The following is a 25,848-nucleotide window of genomic DNA, read 5'->3' as shown; positions in this document are numbered from 1 at the left end:
GTAAAAATAAACAATTGGGTTCTCAAAAATTAGACTAACAAGATTTTTTTTCCACCATGGATTTTTTTTCACCATAATAAGTTATACAAGTTCATTTTAGTAGAGGCGCACAGCAGTGCGTTTATTTTAATACCATAATATATTAAATGAACTTATATAACTTATGGTGAAAATCTTCAAATCGTTAATGTCAAGTTAAATTTTTTTATTCGGAGATTTCTTCATTTTGTCTTCATTTTACTGAGGTAATTTTGATCTGTAAAATAAAAGGTATTAATTCAAATATTAGAAATCATGAGAAATTTATTAATGTTATTAGTGGCAGTTTTAGGAACAAGTGCAATGGTTCATGCGTTTCCTGCAAAAGATGGGAAAACAGTTCCTGCAAAAGAAGTTAAAGCAACAAAACACCCAAAAAATAAATCTGATAAAAAAATAAAATCAGAGAAAAGTGAAGCTTCAAAAACGGAAACTTCAAAAGTAAAAAAATAAAGAAGTAAAAAATTAAACGATAATTATTTAAAATTTAAAAACATGAAAAATTTATTTATTGTATTAGCAGCAGTTCTAGGAACAAGTGTAATGGTTAGCGCACAAACAACTCCGGCTCAAACAGCTCCATCAAAAGAGGTAAAGGCTACAAAACACCATAATCATAAATCTGGTAAAAAAGCAAAATCAGAAACTCCACAAGAAGAAACTGCTAACGTGAAAAAATAATAATTGTTTTTGTTTTGCTTTCAAAAAATTGTAGGGAATCAAAACAGAGAGAATAATTATTACGCTTGCCAATGAGAAAGCTGATGAAGAAATTTGTCAGCTTTTTTTATTCGTTAATTTTTTAATAATGCGCATTTGGACTTTTTATAATTGTTTAATTTTAATTGCGCTAATAATTCGTGTCTATGAATATTCTGATTGTTGAAGATAATAAAGAGCTTGCCGTTGAAGTTTATGATTTTTTGTGCAATGTGGGCTACATTTGCAAAATTGCCAATACTTGTGCTGATGCTTTTGAAGAGATAAACAGCAATGATTATGATGCAATGCTACTTGATTTGGGTTTGCCTGACGGAGATGGTTTTGAAGTTTTGAAAACGGTTCGCAAAACGAAATCAAAAATTGCTGTAATTGTCCTTACTGCGAGAGGCGAATTAGACGACAGAATAAATGGCCTTCATCTTGGTGCCGATGATTATTTGACAAAGCCTTTTGCTTTAACAGAACTTAGCGCAAGATTATTTGCTGTAATTCGCAGGATTCATGGTTTTACTTTAAACAATCTCGAAGTACATGGATTTTTACTTCAGCTGCAGGATTATAAAGTAAGCTACAACGGAACTCCAATTAACCTTACCAAAAAAGAGTTTGATATTTTTCAATATTTAGTTTTGAATAAAAATCGTGTTATTACAAGATTGCAATTAACAGAACATATTTGGGGAGATATTCTTGAGGTTAATTCAGATTCTAATTTTATTGATGTTCATGTTCGAAATCTCCGAAAAAAACTTGATAAACATACTGCAATAGATTGGCTTGAAACAGTTCGAAACGTTGGTTACCGTATTAATGAGTAAATAAAATAGAGTGAAGATAAAACATCAATTGGCCATTTTTAATGCACTAACGCGTTTGTTGGTGATTTTAGTTTTGTGGTTAATGTTGCCAATTTTGGTTCAAAACGTAGTTTATAAACACATTAATAATGGACTGCTTGAAAAGAAGAAAAAATTTATTGATCATTTAAATCAAAATGAGATTAATGATTTTATCGAAAACTCTGATGATTCTACAGAAACCTATTCACAGTTTTCAACTTTACACAGTGAATTTTTGGTGCTGTCGAAAGTTGCCATCAATCCGCATCAAAAGCAAACAAACTTTATTAATGATAATCGAATTATTGAAGGCGAAGAAAGTGAATATAGAATTCTGCAATATCATTTTACTTACGAAAAAGTAGATTATCAACTAGAAATAGGAAGTAGTTTGAGCGAAGTAAATGATTTGACTTTTATTATTCGCTTGTTTATTATTATCGTTTTGGTTGTGATTCTTTTGGTTACATTTTTGGCAGATACGGTTTATATCGAATATTTACTCAAACCTTTTTATAAAATTATCGATACTAAAATAAGGCGTGTCAATGAACCGGAAGCTTTTGATCATACACCAATAAAGGCAAACTCGAGAGATTTTAGGGAACTTGATTTGGTTTTAAACCAAATGATGGATCGTATTGGAGAGCTTTTTAAAAAAGAAAAACAGTTTATTTCGAATGTTTCTCACGAACTTCTTACGCCAATTGCATTACTAAAAAATAAGCTGGAGAATTTGCTGCAAAATGATTCTTTAGATGATAATGCGTTTGATAAAATTGCCAGTTCGCTTAAAACACTTGATATGCTGAAAAAAATAATCAATAATTTATTGTTGATTTCCCGAATTGAAAACAATCAATATGAAGCCAATGAAGAAATTGATTTTAATGAAATTGTAAACGGATTACATGAAGATCTGGAAGACAGGATTGAGGATAGGGGATTGAAGTTCTTTAATAATATGCAGCATGATTTTAATTTTAAAGGAAATAAAACCTTACTTCATATTCTGATTTATAACCTGGTAACAAATGCTATAAAATACAATCAGGAAAATGGGAGTATTACAATTACAGACGGATTTTTAAATCAGCATTATTTTATTTCCATAAAAGATTCAGGAATTGGAATGGATGATTCTCAAATCGAAAAAATATTCAATCGTTTTGCCAGAATCAGCTCTGATCAGGACGGACAAGGCTTAGGTCTTGCGATTGCTGAGAGTATTGCCTCTTTTCATCATATCGAGATTAAAGTTACTTCTCAAATAAATGAAGGTACAACCTTTACTCTTTTGCTCCCTGAAGTGAGTAAAACTTAATTAAAAGTTAATTTTTTCAGGTAAGGTTTATCTTCATTTTATCTTCATTTAGTGATTATATCTTTGACTTATAAATAAAGAAATAATAATAATCATAAAAACTTAAGTCATGAAAAAATTAGTAATGTTAGCAGTAGCCGTTTTAGGAACTACTGCAATGGTAAGTGCTCAAACTACTCCAGCTCAAACAACTCCTGCAAAAGAAGTTAAAGCAACTAAAAAAGATCATAAAAAAGCAAAAGCTGAGAAAAAAGAAGCAAAAGCTGAAGCAGCTAAGCCAGAAGCAGCTAAAAAATAAAGGTTAATTCTTATTTTGGTTTCATAAATTATTGGTTTGGTTTATGAATATTGGTTGAATAATAATAATTTTTAGTCAGAGAAAAGGCTGGTAGAGTAATCTATCAGCTTTTTTTATTTGATTTTTGAGTTAAAATTTTGATAATAAAAAGCCATAAAATTTACATTCTTTGTTACTTTGTTCAAAACTATACCTACATGATAATTCGCTTTCTAATTCTTTGTGCTCTTTTCTTATTTATTGAGTTCTATTCTTATCAGGCCTTTCGTACGTTAATTAAATTAAGATGGGTTTTGGTTAGTTACCAAGTTATAAGTTTACTTGTTTTAATATTTATAATCTATTCATTTTCGCAAGTAGATCGTTCTGTTGGGCAAACAAAACAGTTTATGTTTACTACAGGATTAATGCTTTTGGTTTATGTACCAAAAATTGTAATGACACTTATTTTATTTGGTGAAGATATTTTTAGAGTAGGTGCAAGTATCTTAAATTACTTTATTTATAACGCTCCAAGAAAAGAGATGATGCCGGACAGACGAAAGTTTGTGAGTCAGATTGCTTTAGGTTTGGCGGCTGTTCCGTTTTTATCTTTGATTTACGGAATTTTCGAAGGTAAATATAACTTCAAAGTAATTAAGCAAACAATCTTTTTTCCTGATTTGCCGGATGCTTTTGATGGCTTTAAGATTACGCAAATTTCAGATGTTCACAGTGGAAGTTTTGATAATCCCGAGAAAATAAATTATGCCATCGACCTGATAAATGAACAGGAAGCGGATATGATTTTATTTACCGGAGATATCGTAAATACGCATGCTAATGAAATGCATCCGTGGTTAAAAACTTTCAGTAGAATAAAAGATTATAAATATGGAAAATTTTCTGTTTTAGGAAACCATGATTATGGCGAATATGTAACATGGCCTTCTGAAAAATTAAAAGATGAAAATTTTCAGGAAATTAAAAGCCTATACGGACAAATTGGATTTAAGCTTTTACTAAACGAACATACTTATATTCAAAAAGGCGATGACAAAATTGCTTTAATTGGAGTAGAGAATTGGGGACAGAATTTTAAAAAGGCCGGAGATTTAAATAAAGCTTCGCAAAATGTTGCTCAAAATGACTTTAAAGTACTAATGAGCCATGATCCAAGCCATTGGGAATATGAAATAAAGAATCATCCTAAAAACTTCCATTTAACGTTGTCAGGCCACACGCACGGTATGCAATTTGGAATAGAAATTCCGGGATATTTTAAATGGAGTTTAGCGCAATACATTTATAAACAATGGGCTGGACTATATAAAGAGTTTGATCGTTATGTTTATGTGAACCGTGGTTTCGGATTTCATGCCTATCCTGGACGAGTTGGTATTATGCCGGAAATAACGGTAATTGAACTAAAAAAGGGTGAGAATGTGGCTTAATTCGTTAAAAATGCTACATTTGTATTAATTATATCTTTTTAAGAGAATAAAAGAATTAAATTTTTGGTTTTATGTCAAAATTTGGAGAACTTATAAATGCTCAAGTTCCAGTGTTAATAGATTTTTACACCGATTGGAACGAATCATCTGTATCGATGCATCCTGTAATTAAGGATGTTGCTGCGGCGCTTGGCGATAAAGCCAAAGTTATTAAAATAGATGTTGATAAAAACCAGGAACTGGCTGAAGCATTGCGTATAAAGGGACTACCTACTTTAATGATTTATAAAGAAGGACAAATGATCTGGAGACAATCCGGAGAACTTGATGCGAATACCATTATTGGAATCGTTCAGGAGCAATTTAACGTATAAAACTACTCTTTCTTGATGTTATTTAGTGAATGATATCAAAAGCAAAACCGTTTTCTTTTAAAAAATGCAATGTTTTAGGCAATGCAAATTTTAAATTTTGTGAAGCTTTTATGCTGTCATGAAAAACAATTACACTTCCTGATTTTACATTTTTAGTAACATTTTCAAGACATTTTTCAGGGCTAATGCTCTGATCAAAATCAGCGCTCAAAACATCCCACATTATTATTTTATAACCTAAATTTCGTAAAATTTTAGATTGTTCCTTTTTGATTTTTCCATAAGGAGGACGAAATAATAAAGTTTCTACATTTTTTTCTTCCTCTAATACAGCGGCACAATTTTTTACGTTTTCGATATAATCATTCGTATGGCTTTTCCAGCCATTAACGTGATTCATTGTGTGATTTCCTACCGAATGTCCTTCTGTAATCAGTTTTTCAAATAAAGATAAATTGGCTTTTATATTTTTTCCAATACAGAAGAAAGTAGCTTTTGCTTCAAATTTTTTCAATTCAGATAAAACCCAATCCGTAATTTCCGGCGTGGGACCATCATCAAAAGTCAGGTATATTTTCTTTTCATTGTTCGGAATATCCCAACAGTATTTAGAAAATACCCTTTTTATAAATGAATTTGTCTTTACCCAATAAAAGCTCATCTTGAATTGATTTAGATATATGTAAAAATAAAAAATGTAGCGCTATTTTTCAATAATGCTACATTTTTTTAATTGCTATGTTTTTCGTATATTATTCTTTTTCTCTTCCAAAACGTTCAAACACGTTTACATAAGTATTAAAAGTTACTTTATGTTTTTCGTAGAAAGCAAGATCTTTATTGTCTTTCATTACTTGCAATAAGCTTCTGTAACGCTCGATATCAGTAATAATATCCATTGCTAAATCAGTTTGATCACCAGCTGATAATGTTGCGTAATAATTTAAGTTCTCTTTATATTTCTGAACTAATTTGTTAAGCAAATCTTGTGCTTTTGCAGTTTCATCAACTTGATAATATCCTCCGGCAAAAGGTTCTACTAATGAATAATAACCAAATTTATCTAAAGGCATTTTTGTCATGGCTAAATTAATAATGTTTTTAGCTTTGTCAATTTTTCCTTCTTCAATAAGTTGATACATTAAACGAGACAGGTTGGTACGATATGTAATACTGTTTCTGCGTGTTTCAGGATCATGATAAATCTTATCGCTGTCGCTATTACCCCAATCCCATTTCATTACAATGTCGTACATTTTATCGGCATCAATTTGACCCATATCCATTGGTCCTCCATCTTTAGATGGTGTGTTTTTTACAGGAACCAATTTGTAAACCATTCCGTCTAATTGCAAATAGTCTTTTAACCATAAATAATCTTCATCATCAAAAGCACCGCCACTAAAGTAGATTGGTCTTTTCCAATTGTTATTGGCTAAGATATCCAACATCATCAAACGGTTTTTGTAAAGTGCGCTTCCTTTAATATCAATATCCATATAAGGAACAATAGAATCATTGTATTTGGCGTTAACAACCTTGTTTTTGATAATTAGATTTTTATCAACACTAACTCTGATTTTATTCGTTGGATAAAAATGAATCGTTTGTCCGTTTTGTAAACCAACAGTCGATTTTGGATTTTTAATAAAACTGATGAAGTCATTAATATTCCAACGCGTTTCTATTTTAGGAATATGAGCCACATAATCTAATTTATCACCCACATATTCTGCATGCGTAAATGAAATAGGTAACGGGTCAGATTCGTATGATTTGGCTTTCATTTGATCAATGTACCAATCCGTCATAAATAAACTCGTATTCACGATTTTTACATCAGTTCTAAAATGCTCAATTTCCTGTGCATACCATAATGGGAAAGTGTCATTATCTCCAATCGTAAATAAAATGGCATTTTTATCGCAAGAATCCAAGTAAGCTTTTGCCATTGCAACCGCAGTACGTTTGTTAGATCTGTCGTGATCGTCCCAGTTTTGAGAAGCCATTAAAACTGGAGCCGCTAAAAATGTTGCCGCAATAATAATTGGTCCCGCGATTCTTGGAGCCACATATTTCGTAATACTTTCATATAAAGAATAAACCCCAAAACCTATCCAGATTGCAAACACATAAAAAGATCCTACAAGAGCATAATCTCTCTCACGAGGTTCAAAAGGTCTTTCGTTCAGGTAAATTTTCAGCGCAATTCCGGTAAATAAAAATAACGCTAAAAGCACGTAAAAACTTTTAAGATCCTTATTAGCGTGATACATTAATCCTATAAGTCCTAAAATGAAAGGCAGAAAAAAGTAAACATTTCTTCCTTTGTTGTTTAAAACGTCTGATGGTAAATTATCTTGAGACCCAAGGTGTAATGAATCCAGAGGTTTAATTCCGCTAATCCAGTTTCCGTCCAGATTATCGTATTTTCCCTGAACATCACTCTGGCGGCCAACAAAATTCCACATCAAATATCTCCAGTACATATATCCAAATTGATATTCAACCATAAAGCTGAAATTGTCAACAGTAGAAGGTTTTTCGATGATTAAATAATCGCCATAACTTTTTAAGAATTTAACATAGCCTTCGTTGTCAATTTGTTTTTGAGCATAAGCTTTTCTGAATTCAGAAACTGTTTTCTCAACTTCATTACGCAATTGAGCAGTCGCTTTATTGTATTCATCCTCGCTTAATTGACTTGCATCAATTCCGTATTTTGCCAAATCATCTTCATAAGCATAATTTGGATTTATTTTGAATTGAGGAGGATTTGTAAAGTTGATATAATTTTGAATGTGTCCTGTTTCAGTACTCCACATTCTTGGCAGAATCGTTTTCTGATTATCATCAGTATTTTGTTCTGCGTTTTTATAATTATTGGTAATGATATATTTACCCGTTTTATAATCTCTTTCGTAGTTAGGATTTTTATCCAAATAAGGTGTTTTTGCATCTAATCCAGCAAAAACTTCAGTGTATTGAGGTCCGTAAAACAATGGGTTTACACCATATTGCTCACGATTGTAATAAGCTAAAACCTCAGTAGCATCAGATGGTTTATTTTCGTTAATTACCGTGTTTGCATTTGCACGAACCGGCAACATCATCCAGGTAGAAAAACCAATTAAAATAAATAAGATACAAAGGATAATAGTATTGTAGAAAACCAAACCTTTTTGTTTCGTGTATTTTAATCCAAAATAAAAGAAAGCAATAAATACCAAAGCAACAAAGATTGTACCTGAGTTAAAAGGTAATCCCATGCTGTTAACCATAAATATTTCGGTTTTACCGAAGAAAGCCATAGTTAATGGTAAAAGCAATTTAAAGATAAACAACAAAATAGCAATTACAACAGCATTTGCAATGATGAAGTTTTTTATGGTAACTTTTTCGTAGTGTTTAAAGTAATAAAGAAAACCAATTGCAGGAATCGTTAATAATGCCATGAAGTGAACCCCAAACGAAAGTCCGATAACAAGCGAAATTATCAATAACCATTTATTCCCTTTTGGATGATCCATATCTTGTTCCCAACGTAAACCAAGCCAGAATAATAATGCGATTAATAATGAAGCCATAGCATAAACTTCGGCTTCAACAGCATTAAACCAGAAACTATCTGAGAAAGTATAAGCCAAAGCTCCAACAAAAGAACTTCCTAAAATTACAATCGAATTATTTTGATCAATCTCGGCAAATCGAGCAATAATTTTCTTCAAAATCATTGAAGAAGACCAAAACATGAAAAGAATAGTAAAAGCACTTGAGAAAACAGACATCATATTTACCATCACGGCGACATGTTGAGCGTCTATGGCAAACATAGCAAAAAAAGCACCCATCATTTGAAATAAAGGCGCTCCCGGCGGATGCCCAACTTCTAATTTAGCGGCTGTAGCAATATATTCACCACAATCCCAAAAGCTCATGGTAGGTTCAACAGTTAGCGTGTAAGTAATTAAAGCGATTGCAAATGCAAACCAACCAATAATTGTATTCCATTTATTGAAATTGAATTGTGCCATATTTAGGTGTTAAAATTTTGTATGTTTTTCTATCCTACAAAGAAAATGTTTTTTTATGTAAAGAAACGAGCATTAACAAAAAATTCTATAAAACTATCTGTAAAGATTAATGTGTTGTGTATAAGGAGCTTTGAAGAAACTTCGTGGCTTTAAAGTGAAAAAAAAGGAAAAAAAACATTTTTTTTGCCTAAAAAGTTTGTGCAAACTAAATAAAACCTTAAATTTGCACTCGCTTAACAGCATTGCTGGTCTATGGTGTAATGGTAACACAACTGTTTTTGGTGCAGTCTTTCAAGGTTCGAGTCCTTGTAGACCAACATAAAAGCCTCTCAATCGAGAGGCTTTTTTTATGTAAAAAAAATTAGCTTAAAAATTTGCATAATTTAAATAAAGGTTTAATTTTGCACCCGCTTAACAGCATTGCTGGTCTATGGTGTAATGGTAACACAACTGTTTTTGGTGCAGTCTTTCAAGGTTCGAGTCCTTGTAGACCAACATAAAAAGCCTCTCAATCGAGAGGCTTTTTTTATGCAATAAATTTAAATAATGTATTTTTTAGCATAGGCTGTTTAAATTTTAAAAGTAATAACAGGTTTGATGGCATGGTTAACCAATCCTTCACTGATGCTTCCGTTGAAAAAGTGTGCAAATCCAGTTCTTCCGTGCGTACACATTCCTATGATGTCAGCATTTACACTGTTAGAGAAATTGATAATTCCTTTTTCGATGTTAGTATCGTTATAAATGTGAGTAGAATAATTCGTAAGGTTAAATTCGCTGACAAACTCAATCATTGCTTTTTCGATAACGTGAGTTGGTTTAAAGCTGTTTGGGGTGCAAATGGTAACCAAATGAATTTTCGAATCAAAGAATTTGGTAAAATCTAAAAGCTTTGCAAAAGGTTTTTTGGTTTCGCTTGTAAAATCAGATGCGAAAACAATATTAGAAGCGCTAAAATTTGATATGTCTTTTTTGATAACCAAAACCGGAATTTCAGAATTCCGAACCACTTTTTCCGTATTGGAGCCAATTAGTAATTCTTCAATACCCGAAGTTCCATGCGATCCCATTATAATTAAATCAACATTGTAATCTTTGCTTATTTGAGTAATTCCGTGGATAGGCTTGTCTATTTTTACGATTTCAGTTACAGCAACTCCGTCCAGATAAGGCCTTGATGAAATTTCGTCGAGTGTTTCGTTTGCTTTTTTCATGAAAAGCATAGTTTCGGGTATACTAACGCCTCCTAAAATTGCATCATTCATTTGGTGAGGTAATTCAAGCATGTGTAAAATGATGATTTCAGAATCATTTTTTTTAGCAATTTGCGCAGCAACTTTTAAGGCATCTTCAGCATGTTCTGAGAAGTCGGTAGGTACTAGAATTCGTTTCATAGTTTTTTGGGTTAAATAATGTGAAATTCTTTTGTTTTTAATGCTTATATAAAGATAAGAAATATTTTAGAGCAATGTATTTATTTTGATTTATAAAAAAAACACTATATTTGCACCGTTATTTATTAAAATCTAAATAATGAGGGGACTAAGTGTCCCCTCTTTTTATAAAATTATGACATTTAAAGAAAAAGTAAACGAACTAATTACAGAAGCTCTTCTGGAAAAACCTTCAATCTTTTTGATTGATTTGGCTATTTCTGATTCTTTTAAAATTAGTATAGGTTTAGACGGTGATAATGGAGTGGCGCTTCAGGATTGTATTGATATTAGTCGTGCAATTGAGAATAACCTGGATCGTGAAGAACAGGATTTTTCGCTTGAAGTAGCATCGGTTGGAGTAGGTTCACCTTTGAAATTGACAAGACAATATAAGAAAAATGTAGGTAGAACGTTGATTGTTACTACAAAAACTGAAAAAATTGAAGCAGAATTAGTGGAAGCTAACGATGTTTTTATAATTTTGTCTTGGAAAGCAAGAGAACCGAAAAAAGTAGGAAAAGGAAAAGAAACAGTTCAAAAAGAACAACAAATACCTTATACAGAAATTAAAGAGGCAATTGTTACAGTAACATTTTAATTAAAGAATTCGCATGGAAAATTTAGCATTAATCGATTCATTCTCAGAGTTTAAAGATAATAAACTTATTGATCGTGTAACGCTTATGGCAATTTTAGAGGACGTGTTTAGAAATGCATTGAAGAAAAAATACGGTTCTGATGATAACTTCGATATCATTATAAATCCTGATAAAGGAGATATGGAGATTTGGAGAAGAAGAGTTATTGTTGCTGACGAAGATCTTGATTTTGAGAACGAAGAAATTACTTTGACTGAAGCAAGAATGATCGAAGCGGATTTTGAAATTGGTGAAGAAGTTTCTGAAGAGGTAAAATTGATTGATTTAGGAAGAAGAGCTATTTTAGCTTTACGCCAAAACTTAATATCTAAAATTCACGAACACGATAATACAAATCTTTATAAGCAATTTAAAGATATTATCGGTGATATTTATACAGCAGAAGTACATCATGTACGTCCTAGAGTAGTTATCCTGGTTGATGATGAAGGAAACGAAATTGTACTTCCGAAAGAAAAACAAATTCCATCTGACTTTTTCCGTAAAGGAGATAACGTTCGTGGAATTATTGAAAGCGTTGAATTGAAAGGAAACAAACCTCAAATTATTATGTCTAGAACTTCTGAAAAGTTCTTAGAAAAATTATTTGAACAAGAAATTCCTGAAGTATTTGACGGTTTGATTACTGTTAAAAATGTAGTGCGTATTCCTGGTGAAAAAGCAAAAGTAGCAGTAGATTCTTATGATGATAGAATTGATCCTGTTGGAGCTTGTGTTGGTATGAAAGGTTCTCGTATTCATGGAATTGTTCGTGAGTTAGGAAACGAAAATATCGACGTAATCAATTATACAAACAATATTCAATTGTTTATTACAAGAGCATTAAGCCCTGCAAAAGTTTCTTCAATCAAAATTGATGAAGAAAACAAAAGAGCCGAAGTTTTCTTGAAATTAGAAGAAGTTTCTAAGGCAATTGGTAGAGGTGGTCACAATATTAAATTAGCAGGTCAGCTAACAGGTTATGAGCTAGATGTTATCAGAGAAGGTGATGTTGCCACTGGAGAAGATGATGACGTTGAATTAACAGAGTTTTCAGATGAAATTGAAGGCTGGGTTATCGAAGAATTTGCAAAAATTGGTTTAGATACAGCTAGAAGTATCTTAAAACAAGAAGTAGAAGATTTAGTAAGAAGAACAGATTTAGAAGAGGAAACAATTCTTGATGTTATGAAAATACTAAAAGAGGAGTTTGATAGCTAGTTATCTGCTCCAACAACACAACGAAAAAGGTAATAATAAAAAGGTTATATGTCTGAAGAGAGAGTAATAAGAATAAACAAGGTTTTAAGGGAATTAAATATTTCGTTAGAAAGAGCTGTTGATTATCTAAAAGATAAGGGAATTGCTATTGATGCAAATCCAAATGCGAAAATTTCTGATAGCGAATTTAATATCCTACAAAGCCAATTTGCGGGCGATAAGGGGAATAAGGAAGCTTCTAAAGAGGTAGGAGAAGAGAAAAGAAAAGAAAAAGAAGCATTGCGTGTTGAACGTGAGAAAGAAATTGAAGACAAACGCAGACAAGACGAAGAGCGTCAAAAACAGCAAGAGATCATAAAAGCGAAAGCTGTTGTGACAGGACCTGTTCAGGTTGGTAAAATTGATTTGAATCCAAAGAAACCTGCAGTTGTTTCTCCTCCTGTTGAGGAACCAGTTAAAACTGAAGAATCAAAAGCAGTTGTTGCTCCAACTCAACCAGAAAAACCTGCTCAAAAAGAAATTGTACAGCCTGAGCCAATTGCTCCTCCTGTAGTTTCTGAAGAGAAAAAGGTAGAAAAACCTATTATTACAGAGAAAAAAGAAGTGAAAATTGAAGCTCCTAAAGTAGTAACACAAGAGCCTGTTGTTTCAACAGATCCGTCAACTGCAGAAGAGACAATCACTACGCAATATCAAAAATTATCGGGAACAACTCTTACTGGGCAAACAATTGATTTATCTCAATTTAATAAACCTAAGAAAAAGAAAGAAGATCCGAAAATTACTCCTAATAAACCAGGAGCTCCAGGTGCAAATAATAACGCTAATAAAAATAAGCGTAAAAGAATTGCTCCTAAACCAGGAGCGCCGGGTGCGCCAAAACCTGCTACAGGTAATGCGCCGGGAACTCCAAATCCTAATAAAATTACCCCAAATACTGGTGGTAGCGGTGGAGGTTTTAATGCTAACAGAAGTGCAAGACCAGGTTTTGTAAAAGGAAACCGTCCTGCAATTGTAGCTAAAGTAGAGCCTACTGAAGAGGAAGTAAAAAACCAAATTAGAGAAACTCTTGAAAAACTTCAAGGTAAAGGTGGAAAATCAAAAGCCGCTAAATACAGAAGAGATAAAAGAGATACACACCGTCAAAAATCTGATGAAGAGCAAAGAGCACTTGATGAAGGAAGTAAAACTATTAAAGTTACGGAATTCGTTACTGTTGGTGAAATTGCAATCATGATGGATGTGCCGATTACTAAAGTAATTGGAACTTGTATGTCTCTTGGTATAATGGTAACCATGAACCAACGTTTAGATGCTGAAACTTTAACTATCGTAGCTGACGAGTTTGGTTATGAAGTTGAATTCATCACTGTTGATATCGAAGAAGCTATAGAAGTAGTTGCAGATAAAGAAGAAGACCTAGTTGTCAGAGCACCGATTGTTACCGTAATGGGTCACGTCGATCACGGTAAAACATCTTTACTGGATTATATTCGTAAAGAGAATGTTATCGCTGGTGAGTCTGGAGGTATTACACAGCACATTGGAGCTTACGGAGTTACTTTGGATAACGGTCAAAAAATCGCATTCTTAGATACACCAGGTCACGAGGCGTTTACCGCGATGCGTGCACGTGGAGCTCAAGTTACCGATATTGCTATTATTGTAGTAGCCGCGGATGATGATATCATGCCACAAACAAAAGAAGCAATTTCTCACGCACAAGCTGCGGGAGTGCCAATTATATTTGCAATCAATAAAATTGATAAACCCAATGCTAATGTTGAGAAAATCAAAGAGCGTTTGGCTGGTATGAATTTACTTGTTGAAGATTGGGGTGGAAAAATTCAGTCACATGATATTTCTGCAAAAGTTGGAACAGGAGTAAAAGAATTATTAGAAAAAGTTTTATTAGAAGCTGAAATTTTAGATTTGAAAGCAAATCCAAATAAAGCAGCTCAGGGAACTGTTGTTGAAGCGTTCTTGGATAAAGGAAAAGGATATGTTTCTACAATCTTAGTTCAACAAGGTACATTGAAAATTGGAGATTATATGTTGGCAGGAAAACATCATGGTAAAATTAAAGCCATGCATGATGAAAGAGGGCATATTGTTATAGAGGCAGGTCCTTCGACTCCAGTATCAGTTTTAGGTTTAGATGGTGCTGCAACTGCGGGTGATAAATTCAACGTTTTTGAAGACGAAAAAGAAGCAAAACAAATTGCATCTAAACGTTCTCAATTAATGCGTGAACAATCTGTACGTACACAGCGTCATATTACACTTGATGAAATTGGTCGTCGTATCGCACTTGGTCAGTTTAAAGAATTGAACGTAATCCTTAAAGGAGACGTTGATGGATCTGTTGAAGCATTATCAGATTCGTTCTCTAAACTTTCTACAGAAGAAATTCAAATTAATATTATACATAAAGGTGTTGGAGCAATTACTGAAACTGACGTTATGTTAGCTTCTGCTTCTGATGCAATCATTATCGGATTTAACGTTCGTCCTGCAGGAAATGCAAGACAACTTGCAGATAAAGAAGAAATCGATATCCGTTACTATTCTATTATTTATGCTGCTATCGATGACCTGAAAGATGCGATGGAAGGAATGTTAGCTCCAGAGATGAAAGAAGAAATTTTAGGAACTGCTGAAATTCGTGAGATTTTCAAAATTTCTAAAGTGGGTTCAATCGCTGGTTGTATGGTGATGGATGGTAAAATCATGAGAACTTCTAAAATTAGAGTTATTAGAGATGGAGTAGTGGTTCATACAGGTGAACTTGTTGCCTTGAAACGTTTCAAAGATGATGTTAAAGAAGTTTCTAAAGGTTACGATTGTGGTATCCAAATTAAAGGATATAATGACATTGAAGAAAGAGATGTTATTGAAGCATACCATGAAGTTGCAATCAAAAAGAAATTGAAATAAAATTCAATATTATATTAAAAAAGTCCCAATGAAAATTGGGACTTTTTTTGTTTCTGATCTTTCCTTGTAATGAATATGCTGGGTAAGTTGTTTTTAATCTTTTGATGCGTTAGATCGACGTAAATTGATAATAAAAGCAGTTTGTCTCCTAAGTTGTGATTTGGTTTTTTCGTAAATCTAGGTATAAAAAAACCACTGCTAGAGTGGTTTTGAATTTGTTATTCTGAATTCTTATTTACTTGGTTTAATTAGAAAAACACTTTTGTATTTATTCTTAATTTCGGCTAAATTTCGTTCCGCTTCGATTCGGGTTCTAAAATTTCCAACCCACACTTTATAGTTTGGAGTGTTAAAAATTATGGTACCGTCAATGTTAGTATACTCTCTTTTGAAATCAGTTAAGGTTTTTTTTGCTTCTTCGCTTTTCCCGCTGAAGATTTGAATTTTATAAGTATCGTTTGTGCTTATTGACGTGTTAATTTTACGTTTATCATTAAGCAACTGTTCAAATTTAGGGTCTTGATTAAGTGTTAAATTTTGGTCTTGAGCATTAATATTATATGCCAAAAGAAACATTGGAATTGTTAAGAAAACACTTTTTGAAGGGGTTAAAATTCTCATAATGTGATGGTTTTTATGCAAAAATAGTATTTAAAGTTTGTATTTAAAATTTTGATATTATTTAGAATTGATATAAATTGATATTTAAGAGTATTTTAAGGTTTTGAGAATAGTTCATAAGTCGTATTTTTGTGCAAGTTTTAAAAGAAGGTGTTCGGTTTTTACTAAATTAATATAGAAAAAACCATACCAAAAATTAGTAGATAATTATTATACTATATGAAAAAGGTGGGTAACCATAATTCGATCTCAAGAAAATTGCTGCTTAGCTTATCGCTAACGCTGATTTTCTCCCTAACTTCATTTGCTCAAGAAGCTGCTGCTCCGGCGGCACCTGCAGCTGCTGCTCCGGCCGCAACAACAGGTGGTGATCCAGTAAAAGGGAAGGAACTTTTTAATGCAAATTGCGCTGCATGTCACAAATTAGATGCTAAATCAACAGGTCCTGCTTTAAGAGGAGTTGCTGCTAAGCATGAAATGGCTTGGATCTACAAGTGGGTTCACAACAGTTCTGAAGTTATTAAATCAGGTGATGCTGTTGCTGTAAAACTTTTTGAAGAAAACAACAAGTCTGTAATGACTGCTTTTCCTCAATTGTCTGAAGGTGATATTGATAATATTATCGCTTACACTTCTGAAGTAAAAGTTGATCCTCCTAAAGTGGTTGGTGAATTGCCAACAGGGCCTCAAGAAGGAGGAAGTGGGATTTCTAATAACATTATTTTAGGTGCTCTTGCGCTTGTAATGGCTATTTTGGTTGTTATGTTGTTCATGGTGAACAAAGTGTTGACTAAAGTTGCTAGTAATAATGGTATTGAAGTTGCTCCAAAAGAGGCTAGAACGCCAATTTGGAAAGCTTTTGCTAAAAATCAATTTTTAGTATTGGTTACTTCAATCTTTTTGCTTTTGGCAAGTGGTTATTTTGTGTATGCTTTCTTAATGCAAGTAGGTGTAGATCAAAATTACGAACCAATTCAGCCAATTCATTATTCTCATAAAATTCACGCTGGTGATAATGAAATCAATTGTAAGTATTGTCACTCTGCTGCACGTGTAAGTAAAAATGCTGGTATTCCATCTTTAAATGTTTGTATGAACTGTCATAAAAACATTTCTGAAGTTGCTGAAACTACAGCTACTGCTGAATACAGTAAAGCGTTTTACGATGCTCAGATTCAAAAACTATATGATGCTGTAGGATGGGATAAGACTAAACAAGCTTATACCGGAAAAACGCAGCCAGTAAAATGGGTTCGTATTCATAATCTTCCTGATTTTGTTTATTTCAACCACTCACAACACGTTTCTGTTGCAGGTGTTGAATGTCAAACTTGTCACGGTCCGGTACAGGAATTTGAGATCATGAAGCAATATTCTAAATTAACAATGGGATGGTGTATTGATTGCCATAGAAAAACTGATGTTAAGATGGAAGGAAATGCATATTATGATAAAATTCATGCTGAACTTTCTAAAAAATACGGTGTAGAGAAATTGACTGCAGCGCAAATGGGAGGTTTAGAATGCGGTAAATGCCACTATTAATCGAATTATTAAGATTTTAATATTTATATACAATGTCATCAAACAAAAAATACTGGAAAAGTGTTGAAGAACTAGAAAATAGTTCTATTGTTGAGGCGCTTAGAAATAACGAATTTGTTGAAGAAATTCCTACGGATGAATTCTTAGGAAATGCAGATGCTTTAGCTTCATCTGGAACTTCACGTCGTGACTTTTTAAAGTACGTAGGATTTAGTACTGCAGCGGTAACTTTAGCTGCCTGCGAAGGTCCTGTTCACAAGTCTATACCTTATGTGTTGCAACCAGAACAAATCATTCCTGGTGTTGCAGATTATTATGCAACTACTGTTTTTGATGGTTTTGATTTTGCTAACCTTTTAGTAAAAACTCGTGAGGGTCGTCCAATTAAAATTGATAACAATACTATTTCTGGAGCTAAGTTTTCAGCCAATGCTAGAATTCATGCGTCTATCCTGTCATTATATGACAGCATGCGTTTGAAAGAGCCTAAATTGGATGGAAAAAATAGTAGCTGGTCTGCTGTTGATTTAAAAATTAAATCAAGTCTTGCTGATGCAAAAGCAAAAGGTGGACAAGTAGTGTTATTGACAAATACTTTGGCGAGTCCATCTACTGAAAAATTAATTGCTGAATTTATCGCTAAAAACCCTAATGCAAAACATGTTGTTTATGATGCAGTTTCTTCATCAGACGCATTAGATGCGTTTGAAACAGTTTATGGTGAAAGAGCTTTAGTTGATTATGATTTTTCAAAAGCTTCTTTAATCGTATCTGTTGGTGCTGATTTCTTAGGAGATTGGCAAGGTGGTAGCTACGATGCTGGATATGCAAAAGGACGTATTCCTCAAAATGGAAAAATGTCTCGTCACTTTCAGTTTGAATCAAATATGACATTATCCGGAGCTGCTGCTGATAAGCGTGTTCCAATGACTACTGCTAATCAAAAACAAGCTTTAGTTCAAATATATAATATTGTTGCTGGTGCTTCTGTTCCTGTTTCTTTGGATGCTGCTTATAAAGCAGAAGTTACAAAAGCTGCACAACAATTAAAAGCTGCAGGTTCTAAAGGAGTTTTAGTATCTGGAATTGAAGATAAAAATGCTCAATTATTAGTTTTAGCAATCAATCAGGTATTGGTTAGTGAAGCTTTCAATACAGCAGGTACAAGACAAATTAGAAAAGGTTCTGATGCAGTTGTATCTCAATTGATAAAAGATTTGAATGCAGGAAGTGTTCATACTTTAATCATGAGTGGTGTTAATCCGGTTTATACATTAGCTGATTCAGCTTCTTTTGTATCTGGGTTGAAAAAAGTAAAAACTTCAGTTGCTTTTTCTTTAAAAGAGGACGAAACTGCTTCAATTACTACAATTGCTGCTCCTGCACCTCATTACTTAGAATCTTGGGGAGATGTTGAGATTACAAAAGGTACTTATAGTTTAACTCAACCAACTATTCGCCCTATATTCAATACAAAACAATTTCAAGACGTTTTATTATCTCTAAACGGAATTGGTGGAAATTTCTACGATTATCTTAAAGTTAATTCAGCTGGAATTATTGCTGGTTCTTCTTGGAATAAAGTATTACATGATGGTGTTTTTGTAATTGGCTCTACTGCTTTATCTGCAGGTTCTTTTGATTATTCTGCTGCCGCAAATGCAGTTTCAAAATCAAAATCAACAGGAGATTTCGAATTAGTATTGTATACTAAAACAGGTATGGGTGACGGACAACAAGCAAACAATCCTTGGTTGCAAGAGTTTCCGGATCCAATTACTAGAGTTTCTTGGGATAATTATGTTACAGTTTCTAATACTGATGCTAAAAAACTTGGATTATCAAATGAAATTGTTGCAAACGGAGGTTTAAACGGAAGTTATGCTACAATTACTACTGCTGATGGTTCTAAATTAGAAAACGTTCCGGTAATTGTTCAGCCAGGACAAGCTGTTGGTACGGTTGGTTTGGCAATTGGTTATGGTCGTAAAGCGGCTTTAAAAGAAGAAATGCAAGTAGGTTTAAATGCTTACGCTTTATATAAAAACTTTAATAGTGTTCAGTCTGTTTCACTTGCAAAAGCAAATGGAGTTCATGAGTTTGCTTGTGTTCAAGGACAAAAAACATTAATGGGTAGAGGAGATATCATTAAGGAAACTACCTTAGAAATCTTCAATACTAAAGATGCTGAATTTTGGAACGAACAACCAATGGTATCTTTAGATCACCAGGAAGTTGCAGCTACAACAGTTGATTTATGGGAGTCATTTGATCGTTCTACGGGACATCACTTTAATCTTTCAATTGACTTAAACGCTTGTACCGGATGTGGAGCATGTGTTATTGCTTGTCACGCTGAAAATAACGTTCCTGTTGTTGGTAAAGCAGAGGTAAGAAGAAGTCGTGATATGCACTGGTTGCGTATTGATAGATATTATTCTTCTGAAAGTACTTTTGCAGGAGACAATGAAAGAAAAGAGAATATTGCTGGTTTATCTAGTTCATTATCTACATTTAATGAAATGGAAAAACCTGGAGATAATCCACAAGTTTCTTTTCAACCAGTAATGTGTCAACACTGTAATCACGCACCATGTGAAACAGTTTGTCCAGTTGCTGCAACATCTCACGGTCGTGAAGGTCAAAACCATATGGCATACAACAGATGTGTTGGTACTCGTTATTGTGCAAACAACTGTCCGTATAAAGTACGTCGTTTTAACTGGTTTTTGTATAACAAAAACACAGAATTCGATTATCATATGAATGATGATTTAGGTCGTATGGTATTAAACCCAGACGTAAACGTTCGTTCTCGTGGAGTTATGGAAAAATGTTCTATGTGTATTCAAATGACACAAGCGACTAAATTAAAAGCGAAAAATGAAGGTCGCCCAGTTGCTGATGGGGAATTCCAAACAGCTTGTTCAAACGCTTGTTCTTCTGGAGCAATGATATTTGGTGATGTTAATGATGCTGAAAGTAAAGTTGCTAAATTAGCTGCTGATGAAAGATCATACCACTTATTAGAGCATGTTGGAACAAAACCTAATGTGGTTTACCATGTTAAAGTTAGAAATACTTAGAATAAATTATTAATTAAGAAACATATAAAGGATTATGTCGTCTCACTACGAAGCACCCATTAGAAAACCTTTAGTTATAGGTGATAAATCTTATCACGATGTAACTGTAGATGTCGCTGCACCTGTTGAAGGTCCTGCAAATAAACATTGGTGGATTGTATTTTCAATCGCATTAATAGCCTTCCTTTGGGGGTTAGGCTGTATAATTTACACCGTATCTACCGGTATTGGAACATGGGGATTAAATAAAACAGTTGGTTGGGCTTGGGATATCACGAACTTCGTTTGGTGGGTTGGTATTGGTCACGCAGGTACATTAATTTCTGCGGTATTATTACTTTTCCGTCAACGTTGGAGAATGGCTATTAACCGTTCTGCAGAAGCAATGACTATCTTCTCAGTAGTTCAAGCAGGTTTATTTCCAATTATTCACATGGGACGTCCATGGTTAGCATACTGGGTTTTGCCTATACCAAATCAATTTGGATCTCTATGGGTAAACTTTAACTCACCATTACTTTGGGACGTTTTTGCAATTTCAACTTATCTTTCAGTATCATTGGTTTTCTGGTGGACTGGTTTATTACCTGACTTTGCAATGCTACGTGATAGAGCAATAACACCTTTTAATAAAAGAGTATATTCTATTCTAAGTTTTGGATGGAGTGGTAGAGCAAAAGACTGGCAGCGTTTCGAAGAAGTGTCTTTGGTACTTGCAGGTTTGGCTACTCCACTTGTACTTTCTGTACACACAATTGTATCGATGGACTTTGCTACTTCTGTAATTCCGGGATGGCATACAACAATTTTCCCTCCATACTTCGTTGCCGGAGCGGTTTTCTCAGGATTTGCGATGGTAAATACATTGTTGATTGTTATGAGAAAAGTATCTAATCTTGAAGCTTATATTACACTACAACATATTGAGTTAATGAATATTGTAATCATGATTACAGGTTCTATTGTAGGTGTAGCTTACATCACTGAGTTATTTGTAGCTTGGTATTCAGGTGTAGAGTATGAACAATATGCGTTCTTGAACAGAGCTACCGGACCTTACTGGTGGGCATATTGGTCAATGATGACTTGTAACGTTTTCTCTCCACAATTTATGTGGTTCAAAAAGTTAAGAACAAGTATCATGTTCTCATTTATTATTTCGATTGTAGTAAACATCGGAATGTGGTTTGAAAGATTCGTAATTATTGTTACTTCTTTACATAGAGATTACCTTCCATCTTCTTGGACAATGTTTTCACCAACATTTGTTGATATTGGAATTTTCATTGGAACGATAGGTTTCTTCTTCGTATTGTTTTTATTATACTCTAGAACATTCCCTGTAATTGCTCAGGCAGAGGTAAAAACAATCTTGAAAGGAACAGGAGATAATTACATTAGAGAAAGAGCAAATAAAGATACACATCATGAGTAATAAAGTAATATACGCCATTTATAATGACGATGATATTTTGATGGATGCAGTAAAGAAAACAAGAGCTGCTCATCATCATATTGAAGAGGTTTTTACTCCATTTCCGGTTCACGGGTTGGATAAAGCAATGGGTCTAGCACCAACAAGATTAGCAATTTGTGCTTTTTTATACGGATGTGTTGGTATTTCTTTTGCAACATTCATGATGAGTTATATTATGATTCATGACTGGCCACAAGATATTGGTGGAAAACCAAGTTTTAGTTTCATTCAGAATATGCCATCTTTTGTGCCAATTATGTTTGAAATGACAGTATTTTTTGCTGCCCACTTAATGGTTATTACTTTTTATATGAGAAGTAGATTATGGCCATTTAAGCAAGCTGAAAATCCTGATGTAAGAACAACAGATGACCATTTCTTAATGGAAGTTGCTGTAAATGATAACGAATCAGAACTAGTTTCTTTTTTCGAAAGCACAGGAGCTGTTGAAATTAAAGTAATTGAAAAGAATTAATTGTAGCTATGAAAAGGATATATAAAATAACACTTTTAGTTGGTATAACTATTTTAGTTTCATCTTGCCACAATAATTCGGCACCAAACTATCAGTATTTCCCTAATATGTATGAGTCTGTAGGTTATGAAACTTATTCAGAAGCAAAAATATTCAAAGGTGGAAAAGAAGGACAGCTTCCTGTAGAAGGAACTATCAATAGAGGTTTTGAACCTTATGAATATGAAAATTCGACTGCAGGTTATGAATTAGCAAAAGCTAATTTGAAATCGCCTTTGACTGAAGCAGATAGAAATTCTGGAAAAGGAAAAGAGCTTTTCGAAATTTATTGTATCAGTTGCCATGGTGCAGCTGGAAACGGTAAAGGTAAATTGGTTGAAAGAGAAAAATTTCTTGGAGTACCTAGCTACAAAGACAGAGTAATTACTGAAGGAAGTATCTTTCACGTTGAAACTTATGGTTTAAATGCAATGGGTTCACATGCAAATCAATTAAGTGCCCATGAACGTTGGTTAGTTGCTGACTATGTTCTAAAACTAAAAAGCCAATTATAATTGTTGAACAAACTGATCGTAATAGATATGTACACATTTTCAAGTAAATTAAAAACGTTTTCTTTCATTCTAATGGCCGTTGGTATATTAGGGATTGGATATGGTTTTTTAAAAGCTCCTAAAAATATTGAAGAGGTAAAAACTCTTCTTGCAAAAGAAGCATCTGAGCACGGTGGAGAACATGGTGAGGCTACAGCTGCACCTCATGAAACTGCTGAAGCAACTTCTCATGCAGAATCATCTGAAGCTGTTCATCATGAAGAAGCTGCAGCTGCACATGTAGAAGCTGCTGTAAATACAGATTCAGTTCTTTCAAGTAAAGATACTGTTATTGCAAAAGAAGTTGTTAAAGAAGGACAATCAGAGGAAACACATGCTGCTCCAGTTGTGAAACTTGAAGTAAAAGGTGATAAACATGCAGAAGTTTCTCATGAAGAGCATGATCCTAATGCACATGCTGAGCACGTTTTGCACCAACTGCAAAATAAGCCATGGTCTGCATTATATGTTGCTTGTATTTTCTTCTTACTACTTTCTATGGGTGTTTTAGCATTCTATGCTATTCAACAAGTTGCTCAGGCAGGTTGGTCACCGGTTTTGTTTAGAGTTATGCAAGGTATTACGGCTTATTTGCCTGTAGCTTCTGTAATTTTCTTTATTATATTAGTTCTTTGCGGATTACATTTTAATCACATATTTGTTTGGTTAGAAAAAGGAATTACAGATCCAAATAGTGCAAATTATGATGAAATCATTGCTGGTAAGCATGGGTATTTAAACTTTCCTTTCTGGATTGTTAGAGCTGGTATCTTTTTGTTAGGATGGAACTTATACCGTCATTATTCTAGAAAGAATTGTTTAGCTCAAGATGATGCTAATGACGATTTAAATTATAAAAAGAACTTTAAATTATCTGCTGGATTCTTAGTGTTCTTTATCGTATCTGAGTCTATTATGTCTTGGGATTGGATTATGTCATTTGATCCACACTGGTTTAGTACTTTATTTGGTTGGTATGTTTTTGCTTCTTTCTTTGTAAGCGGAATTACTACTATAGCATTAGTTACAATATACTTAAAATCTAAAGGATATTTAGAATATGTAAATACAAGCCACATTCATGATTTAGCTAAATTTATGTTCGGTATCAGTATTTTCTGGACATATTTATGGTTCTCACAATTTATGTTGATTTGGTACGCAAATATTCCTGAAGAGGTTACTTATTTTATTACAAGAATTCAATTATATAACTTGCCTTTCTTTGGTGCTGTAGTTATGAACTTTGTTTTTCCATTATTGATTTTGGTTAATACTGACTTTAAACGTCTTAGCTGGGTTATTGTAATGGCTGGAACTGTTATTTTATTGGGTCACTATGTTGATTTCTTTAATATGATTATGCCTGGTACAGTTGGAGATAAATGGTTTATTGGAATTCCTGAAATTTCATCGATTCTTTTCTTCTTAGGTTTATTTATATTTGTTGTATTTACTGCATTAACTAAAGCGCCTCTGTTAGCAAAAAGAAATCCTTTCATTGAAGAAAGTAAACATTTTCATTATTAATATTTAAAGAAGTAAACAGATGACAAGTTTGTTGGTAATTATAGTTTTAGTTTTATTAGCAGTTGCATTATGGCAATTGACCAAGATATTTGATCTTACTCAAGTAGGATCTTCTTCGGACGATTCTCAAGTTGCATCAGATAATGATAACAATATTCAGGGATATATCATGTTTGGCTTTTTAGCTTTCATTTATATCTTTACAATTTACGGTTTACTAAAATGGGGTGGTTTAGCGCTTCATACTCCTGCTTCAGAGCATGGACTTTTGGTAGATAGTTTAATGAATATTACTTGGGTTTTAATTTTTGTAGTACAATTTATTACACAAGGTTTATTATATTGGTTTTCTTTTAAAAATAGAGGAAATAAAGATAAAAAAGCATTATTTTTTGCTGATAGCAACAAATTAGAGGCAATCTGGAGTATTATTCCATCTGTAGTTTTAGCTTGTTTAATTCTTTACGGATTATATGCTTGGAACAACATTATGTTTGTTGACAAAGACGAAGATGTAATTGAAATTGAATTATATGCTCAACAATTTAAATGGACAGCAAGATATGCCGGACAAGATAATGTTTTGGGAAAAGCTAATGTACGTTTAATCGAAGGTATTAATACTTTGGGTGTTGATATGTCTGATCCTAATGCTCAGGATGATATTATTGTTTCTGAGTTGCATATTCCTAAAGGTAAAAAAATACATTTCAAAATGCGTTCTCAAGATGTATTACACTCAGCTTATATGCCTCACTTTAGAGCACAAATGAACTGTGTTCCCGGAATGGTTACTGAGTTTGCTTTTGTTCCAACTTATACAACTGCAGAATATAGAGAATTGCCATTTATGATTGAAAAAGTTGCTAACATTAACAAACTTAGAGCTGAAAAAAGCGTTGAGTTAGTTGCTAAAGGTGGTACAGCTTTAGATCCTTACACATTTGACTATTTATTATTATGTAATAAAATTTGTGGAGCTTCTCATTACAACATGCAAATGAAAGTTATTGTTGATTCTCCGGAAGATTATAAAAAATGGTTAAGTGAAAAAACTACTTTAGCTCAGGATATTAAAGCAGCTGCTGCAGCTGAGAAACCAGCTGAAGGAGTAGAGGCAACTAAAGATAGTAGCGTTGCAAAAGATACTGTTAAAGCAGTTATCGATACTGTTAAGGCAGTTGTAGCTAAAGTTGCTATGAAATAATATTTATTAAGAAAATTT

21 protein-coding genes and 2 tRNA genes are annotated in these 25,848 nt (G+C 33.3%); 19 read left to right on the top strand and 4 right to left on the bottom strand.

What is annotated here, in order from left to right:
- Window positions 1-294 precede the first annotated feature (294 nt).
- The 7 genes from GKZ86_RS02100 (at window position 295) to GKZ86_RS02070 (ending at window position 5,030) form a co-directional block, all read left to right on the top strand.
- Window positions 295-492: a hypothetical protein gene (locus GKZ86_RS02100; RefSeq protein WP_154781466.1), complete on the top strand. Its 198-nt coding sequence runs from the start codon at window positions 295-297 to the stop codon at window positions 490-492.
- 42 nt (window positions 493-534) lie between these two features.
- Window positions 535-720 (top strand): hypothetical protein, encoded by a 186-nt coding sequence (locus GKZ86_RS02095; protein WP_154781465.1) that lies wholly within the window; start codon window positions 535-537, stop codon window positions 718-720.
- Window positions 721-905: 185 nt separating this feature from the next.
- Window positions 906-1,580: a response regulator transcription factor gene (locus tag GKZ86_RS02090; protein ID WP_154781464.1), complete on the top strand. Its 675-nt coding sequence runs from the start codon at window positions 906-908 to the stop codon at window positions 1,578-1,580.
- Window positions 1,581-1,590: 10 nt separating this feature from the next.
- Window positions 1,591-2,925, top strand: a complete 1,335-nt coding sequence (locus GKZ86_RS02085; RefSeq protein WP_317173529.1) for a HAMP domain-containing sensor histidine kinase — start codon at window positions 1,591-1,593, stop codon at window positions 2,923-2,925.
- Between the two features lie 109 nt (window positions 2,926-3,034).
- Entirely contained in the window at window positions 3,035-3,223 is a 189-nt protein-coding gene (locus GKZ86_RS02080; RefSeq protein WP_154781463.1) for a hypothetical protein, read from the top strand.
- Window positions 3,224-3,420: 197 nt separating this feature from the next.
- Window positions 3,421-4,656: a metallophosphoesterase gene (locus tag GKZ86_RS02075; RefSeq protein ID WP_154781462.1), complete on the top strand. Its 1,236-nt coding sequence runs from the start codon at window positions 3,421-3,423 to the stop codon at window positions 4,654-4,656.
- Window positions 4,657-4,727: 71 nt separating this feature from the next.
- Window positions 4,728-5,030: a co-chaperone YbbN gene (locus GKZ86_RS02070; protein ID WP_008466807.1), complete on the top strand. Its 303-nt coding sequence runs from the start codon at window positions 4,728-4,730 to the stop codon at window positions 5,028-5,030.
- Window positions 5,031-5,052: 22 nt separating this feature from the next.
- On the opposite strand, the gene GKZ86_RS02065 is transcribed toward GKZ86_RS02070, so the two are convergent.
- Together GKZ86_RS02065 and GKZ86_RS02060 are read right to left on the bottom strand one after the other, a co-directional pair.
- Complete coding sequence (locus tag GKZ86_RS02065; RefSeq protein ID WP_154781461.1) at window positions 5,053-5,691, bottom strand: polysaccharide deacetylase family protein; 639 nt, start codon at window positions 5,689-5,691, stop codon at window positions 5,053-5,055.
- 91 nt (window positions 5,692-5,782) lie between these two features.
- On the bottom strand, window positions 5,783-9,064 hold the full coding sequence (locus GKZ86_RS02060; RefSeq protein WP_154781460.1) for a DUF2723 domain-containing protein: 3,282 nt from the start codon (window positions 9,062-9,064) through the stop codon (window positions 5,783-5,785).
- A 246-nt stretch (window positions 9,065-9,310) separates the two neighbouring features.
- On the opposite strand from GKZ86_RS02060, the gene GKZ86_RS02055 reads away from it, so the two are divergent.
- Window positions 9,311-9,381 (top strand) — tRNA-Gln (locus GKZ86_RS02055).
- A 107-nt stretch (window positions 9,382-9,488) separates the two neighbouring features.
- Window positions 9,489-9,559, top strand: a tRNA-Gln gene (locus GKZ86_RS02050).
- 74 nt (window positions 9,560-9,633) lie between these two features.
- Here the strand turns inward: GKZ86_RS02050 and GKZ86_RS02045 are convergent.
- A complete protein-coding gene (locus GKZ86_RS02045; protein WP_154781459.1) occupies window positions 9,634-10,458 on the bottom strand; it encodes a universal stress protein in 825 nt (274 codons plus the stop codon).
- 175 nt (window positions 10,459-10,633) lie between these two features.
- On the opposite strand from GKZ86_RS02045, the gene rimP reads away from it, so the two are divergent.
- The 3 genes from rimP to infB are packed head-to-tail and all read left to right on the top strand — an operon-like array spanning window position 10,634 to window position 15,296.
- Window positions 10,634-11,098 carry a ribosome assembly cofactor RimP gene (rimP, locus tag GKZ86_RS02040; RefSeq protein WP_194632424.1) on the top strand — a complete coding sequence of 155 codons (465 nt, stop codon included), beginning with the start codon at window positions 10,634-10,636 and terminating at the stop codon, window positions 11,096-11,098.
- Between the two features lie 13 nt (window positions 11,099-11,111).
- Window positions 11,112-12,359, top strand: coding sequence for a transcription termination factor NusA (gene nusA, locus GKZ86_RS02035; RefSeq protein ID WP_154781457.1), 1,248 nt, complete (start codon window positions 11,112-11,114; stop codon window positions 12,357-12,359).
- Window positions 12,360-12,407: 48 nt separating this feature from the next.
- Window positions 12,408-15,296 carry a translation initiation factor IF-2 gene (gene infB, locus GKZ86_RS02030; protein WP_154781456.1) on the top strand — a complete coding sequence of 963 codons (2,889 nt, stop codon included), beginning with the start codon at window positions 12,408-12,410 and terminating at the stop codon, window positions 15,294-15,296.
- Window positions 15,297-15,527: 231 nt separating this feature from the next.
- Here the strand turns inward: infB and GKZ86_RS02025 are convergent, their stop codons facing one another.
- Entirely contained in the window at window positions 15,528-15,917 is a 390-nt protein-coding gene (locus GKZ86_RS02025; protein WP_059117847.1) for an SPOR domain-containing protein, read from the bottom strand.
- Window positions 15,918-16,136: 219 nt separating this feature from the next.
- Between GKZ86_RS02025 and GKZ86_RS02020 the strand changes: the two genes are divergently transcribed.
- From GKZ86_RS02020 to GKZ86_RS01990, 7 genes are read left to right on the top strand one after another with little or no spacing between them, the layout of a single operon-like run.
- Entirely contained in the window at window positions 16,137-17,462 is a 1,326-nt protein-coding gene (locus GKZ86_RS02020) for a c-type cytochrome (protein WP_154781455.1), read from the top strand.
- Window positions 17,463-17,494: 32 nt separating this feature from the next.
- Window positions 17,495-20,548 carry a TAT-variant-translocated molybdopterin oxidoreductase gene (locus GKZ86_RS02015; RefSeq protein WP_154781454.1) on the top strand — a complete coding sequence of 1,018 codons (3,054 nt, stop codon included), beginning with the start codon at window positions 17,495-17,497 and terminating at the stop codon, window positions 20,546-20,548.
- Window positions 20,549-20,582: 34 nt separating this feature from the next.
- Window positions 20,583-21,983, top strand: coding sequence for an NrfD/PsrC family molybdoenzyme membrane anchor subunit (gene nrfD, locus GKZ86_RS02010; protein ID WP_055096849.1), 1,401 nt, complete (start codon window positions 20,583-20,585; stop codon window positions 21,981-21,983).
- Complete coding sequence (locus GKZ86_RS02005) at window positions 21,976-22,500, top strand: DUF3341 domain-containing protein (RefSeq protein ID WP_154781453.1); 525 nt, start codon at window positions 21,976-21,978, stop codon at window positions 22,498-22,500. The genes nrfD and GKZ86_RS02005 overlap by 8 nt, the downstream gene beginning before the upstream one ends.
- A gap of 8 nt (window positions 22,501-22,508) precedes the next feature.
- Window positions 22,509-23,054, top strand: a complete 546-nt coding sequence (locus GKZ86_RS02000; RefSeq protein ID WP_026983715.1) for a cytochrome c — start codon at window positions 22,509-22,511, stop codon at window positions 23,052-23,054.
- 27 nt (window positions 23,055-23,081) lie between these two features.
- On the top strand, window positions 23,082-24,623 hold the full coding sequence (locus GKZ86_RS01995) for a quinol:cytochrome C oxidoreductase (protein WP_154781452.1): 1,542 nt from the start codon (window positions 23,082-23,084) through the stop codon (window positions 24,621-24,623).
- A gap of 19 nt (window positions 24,624-24,642) precedes the next feature.
- A complete protein-coding gene (locus GKZ86_RS01990; protein ID WP_154781451.1) occupies window positions 24,643-25,830 on the top strand; it encodes a cytochrome c oxidase subunit II in 1,188 nt (395 codons plus the stop codon).
- Window positions 25,831-25,848: the final 18 nt, after the last annotated feature.

Source organism: Flavobacterium sp. LC2016-13 (genome assembly GCF_009707955.1).
Classification (GTDB): Bacteria; Bacteroidota; Bacteroidia; order Flavobacteriales; family Flavobacteriaceae; genus Flavobacterium.
This window is presented reverse-complemented; position numbering and strand designations above follow the sequence as displayed.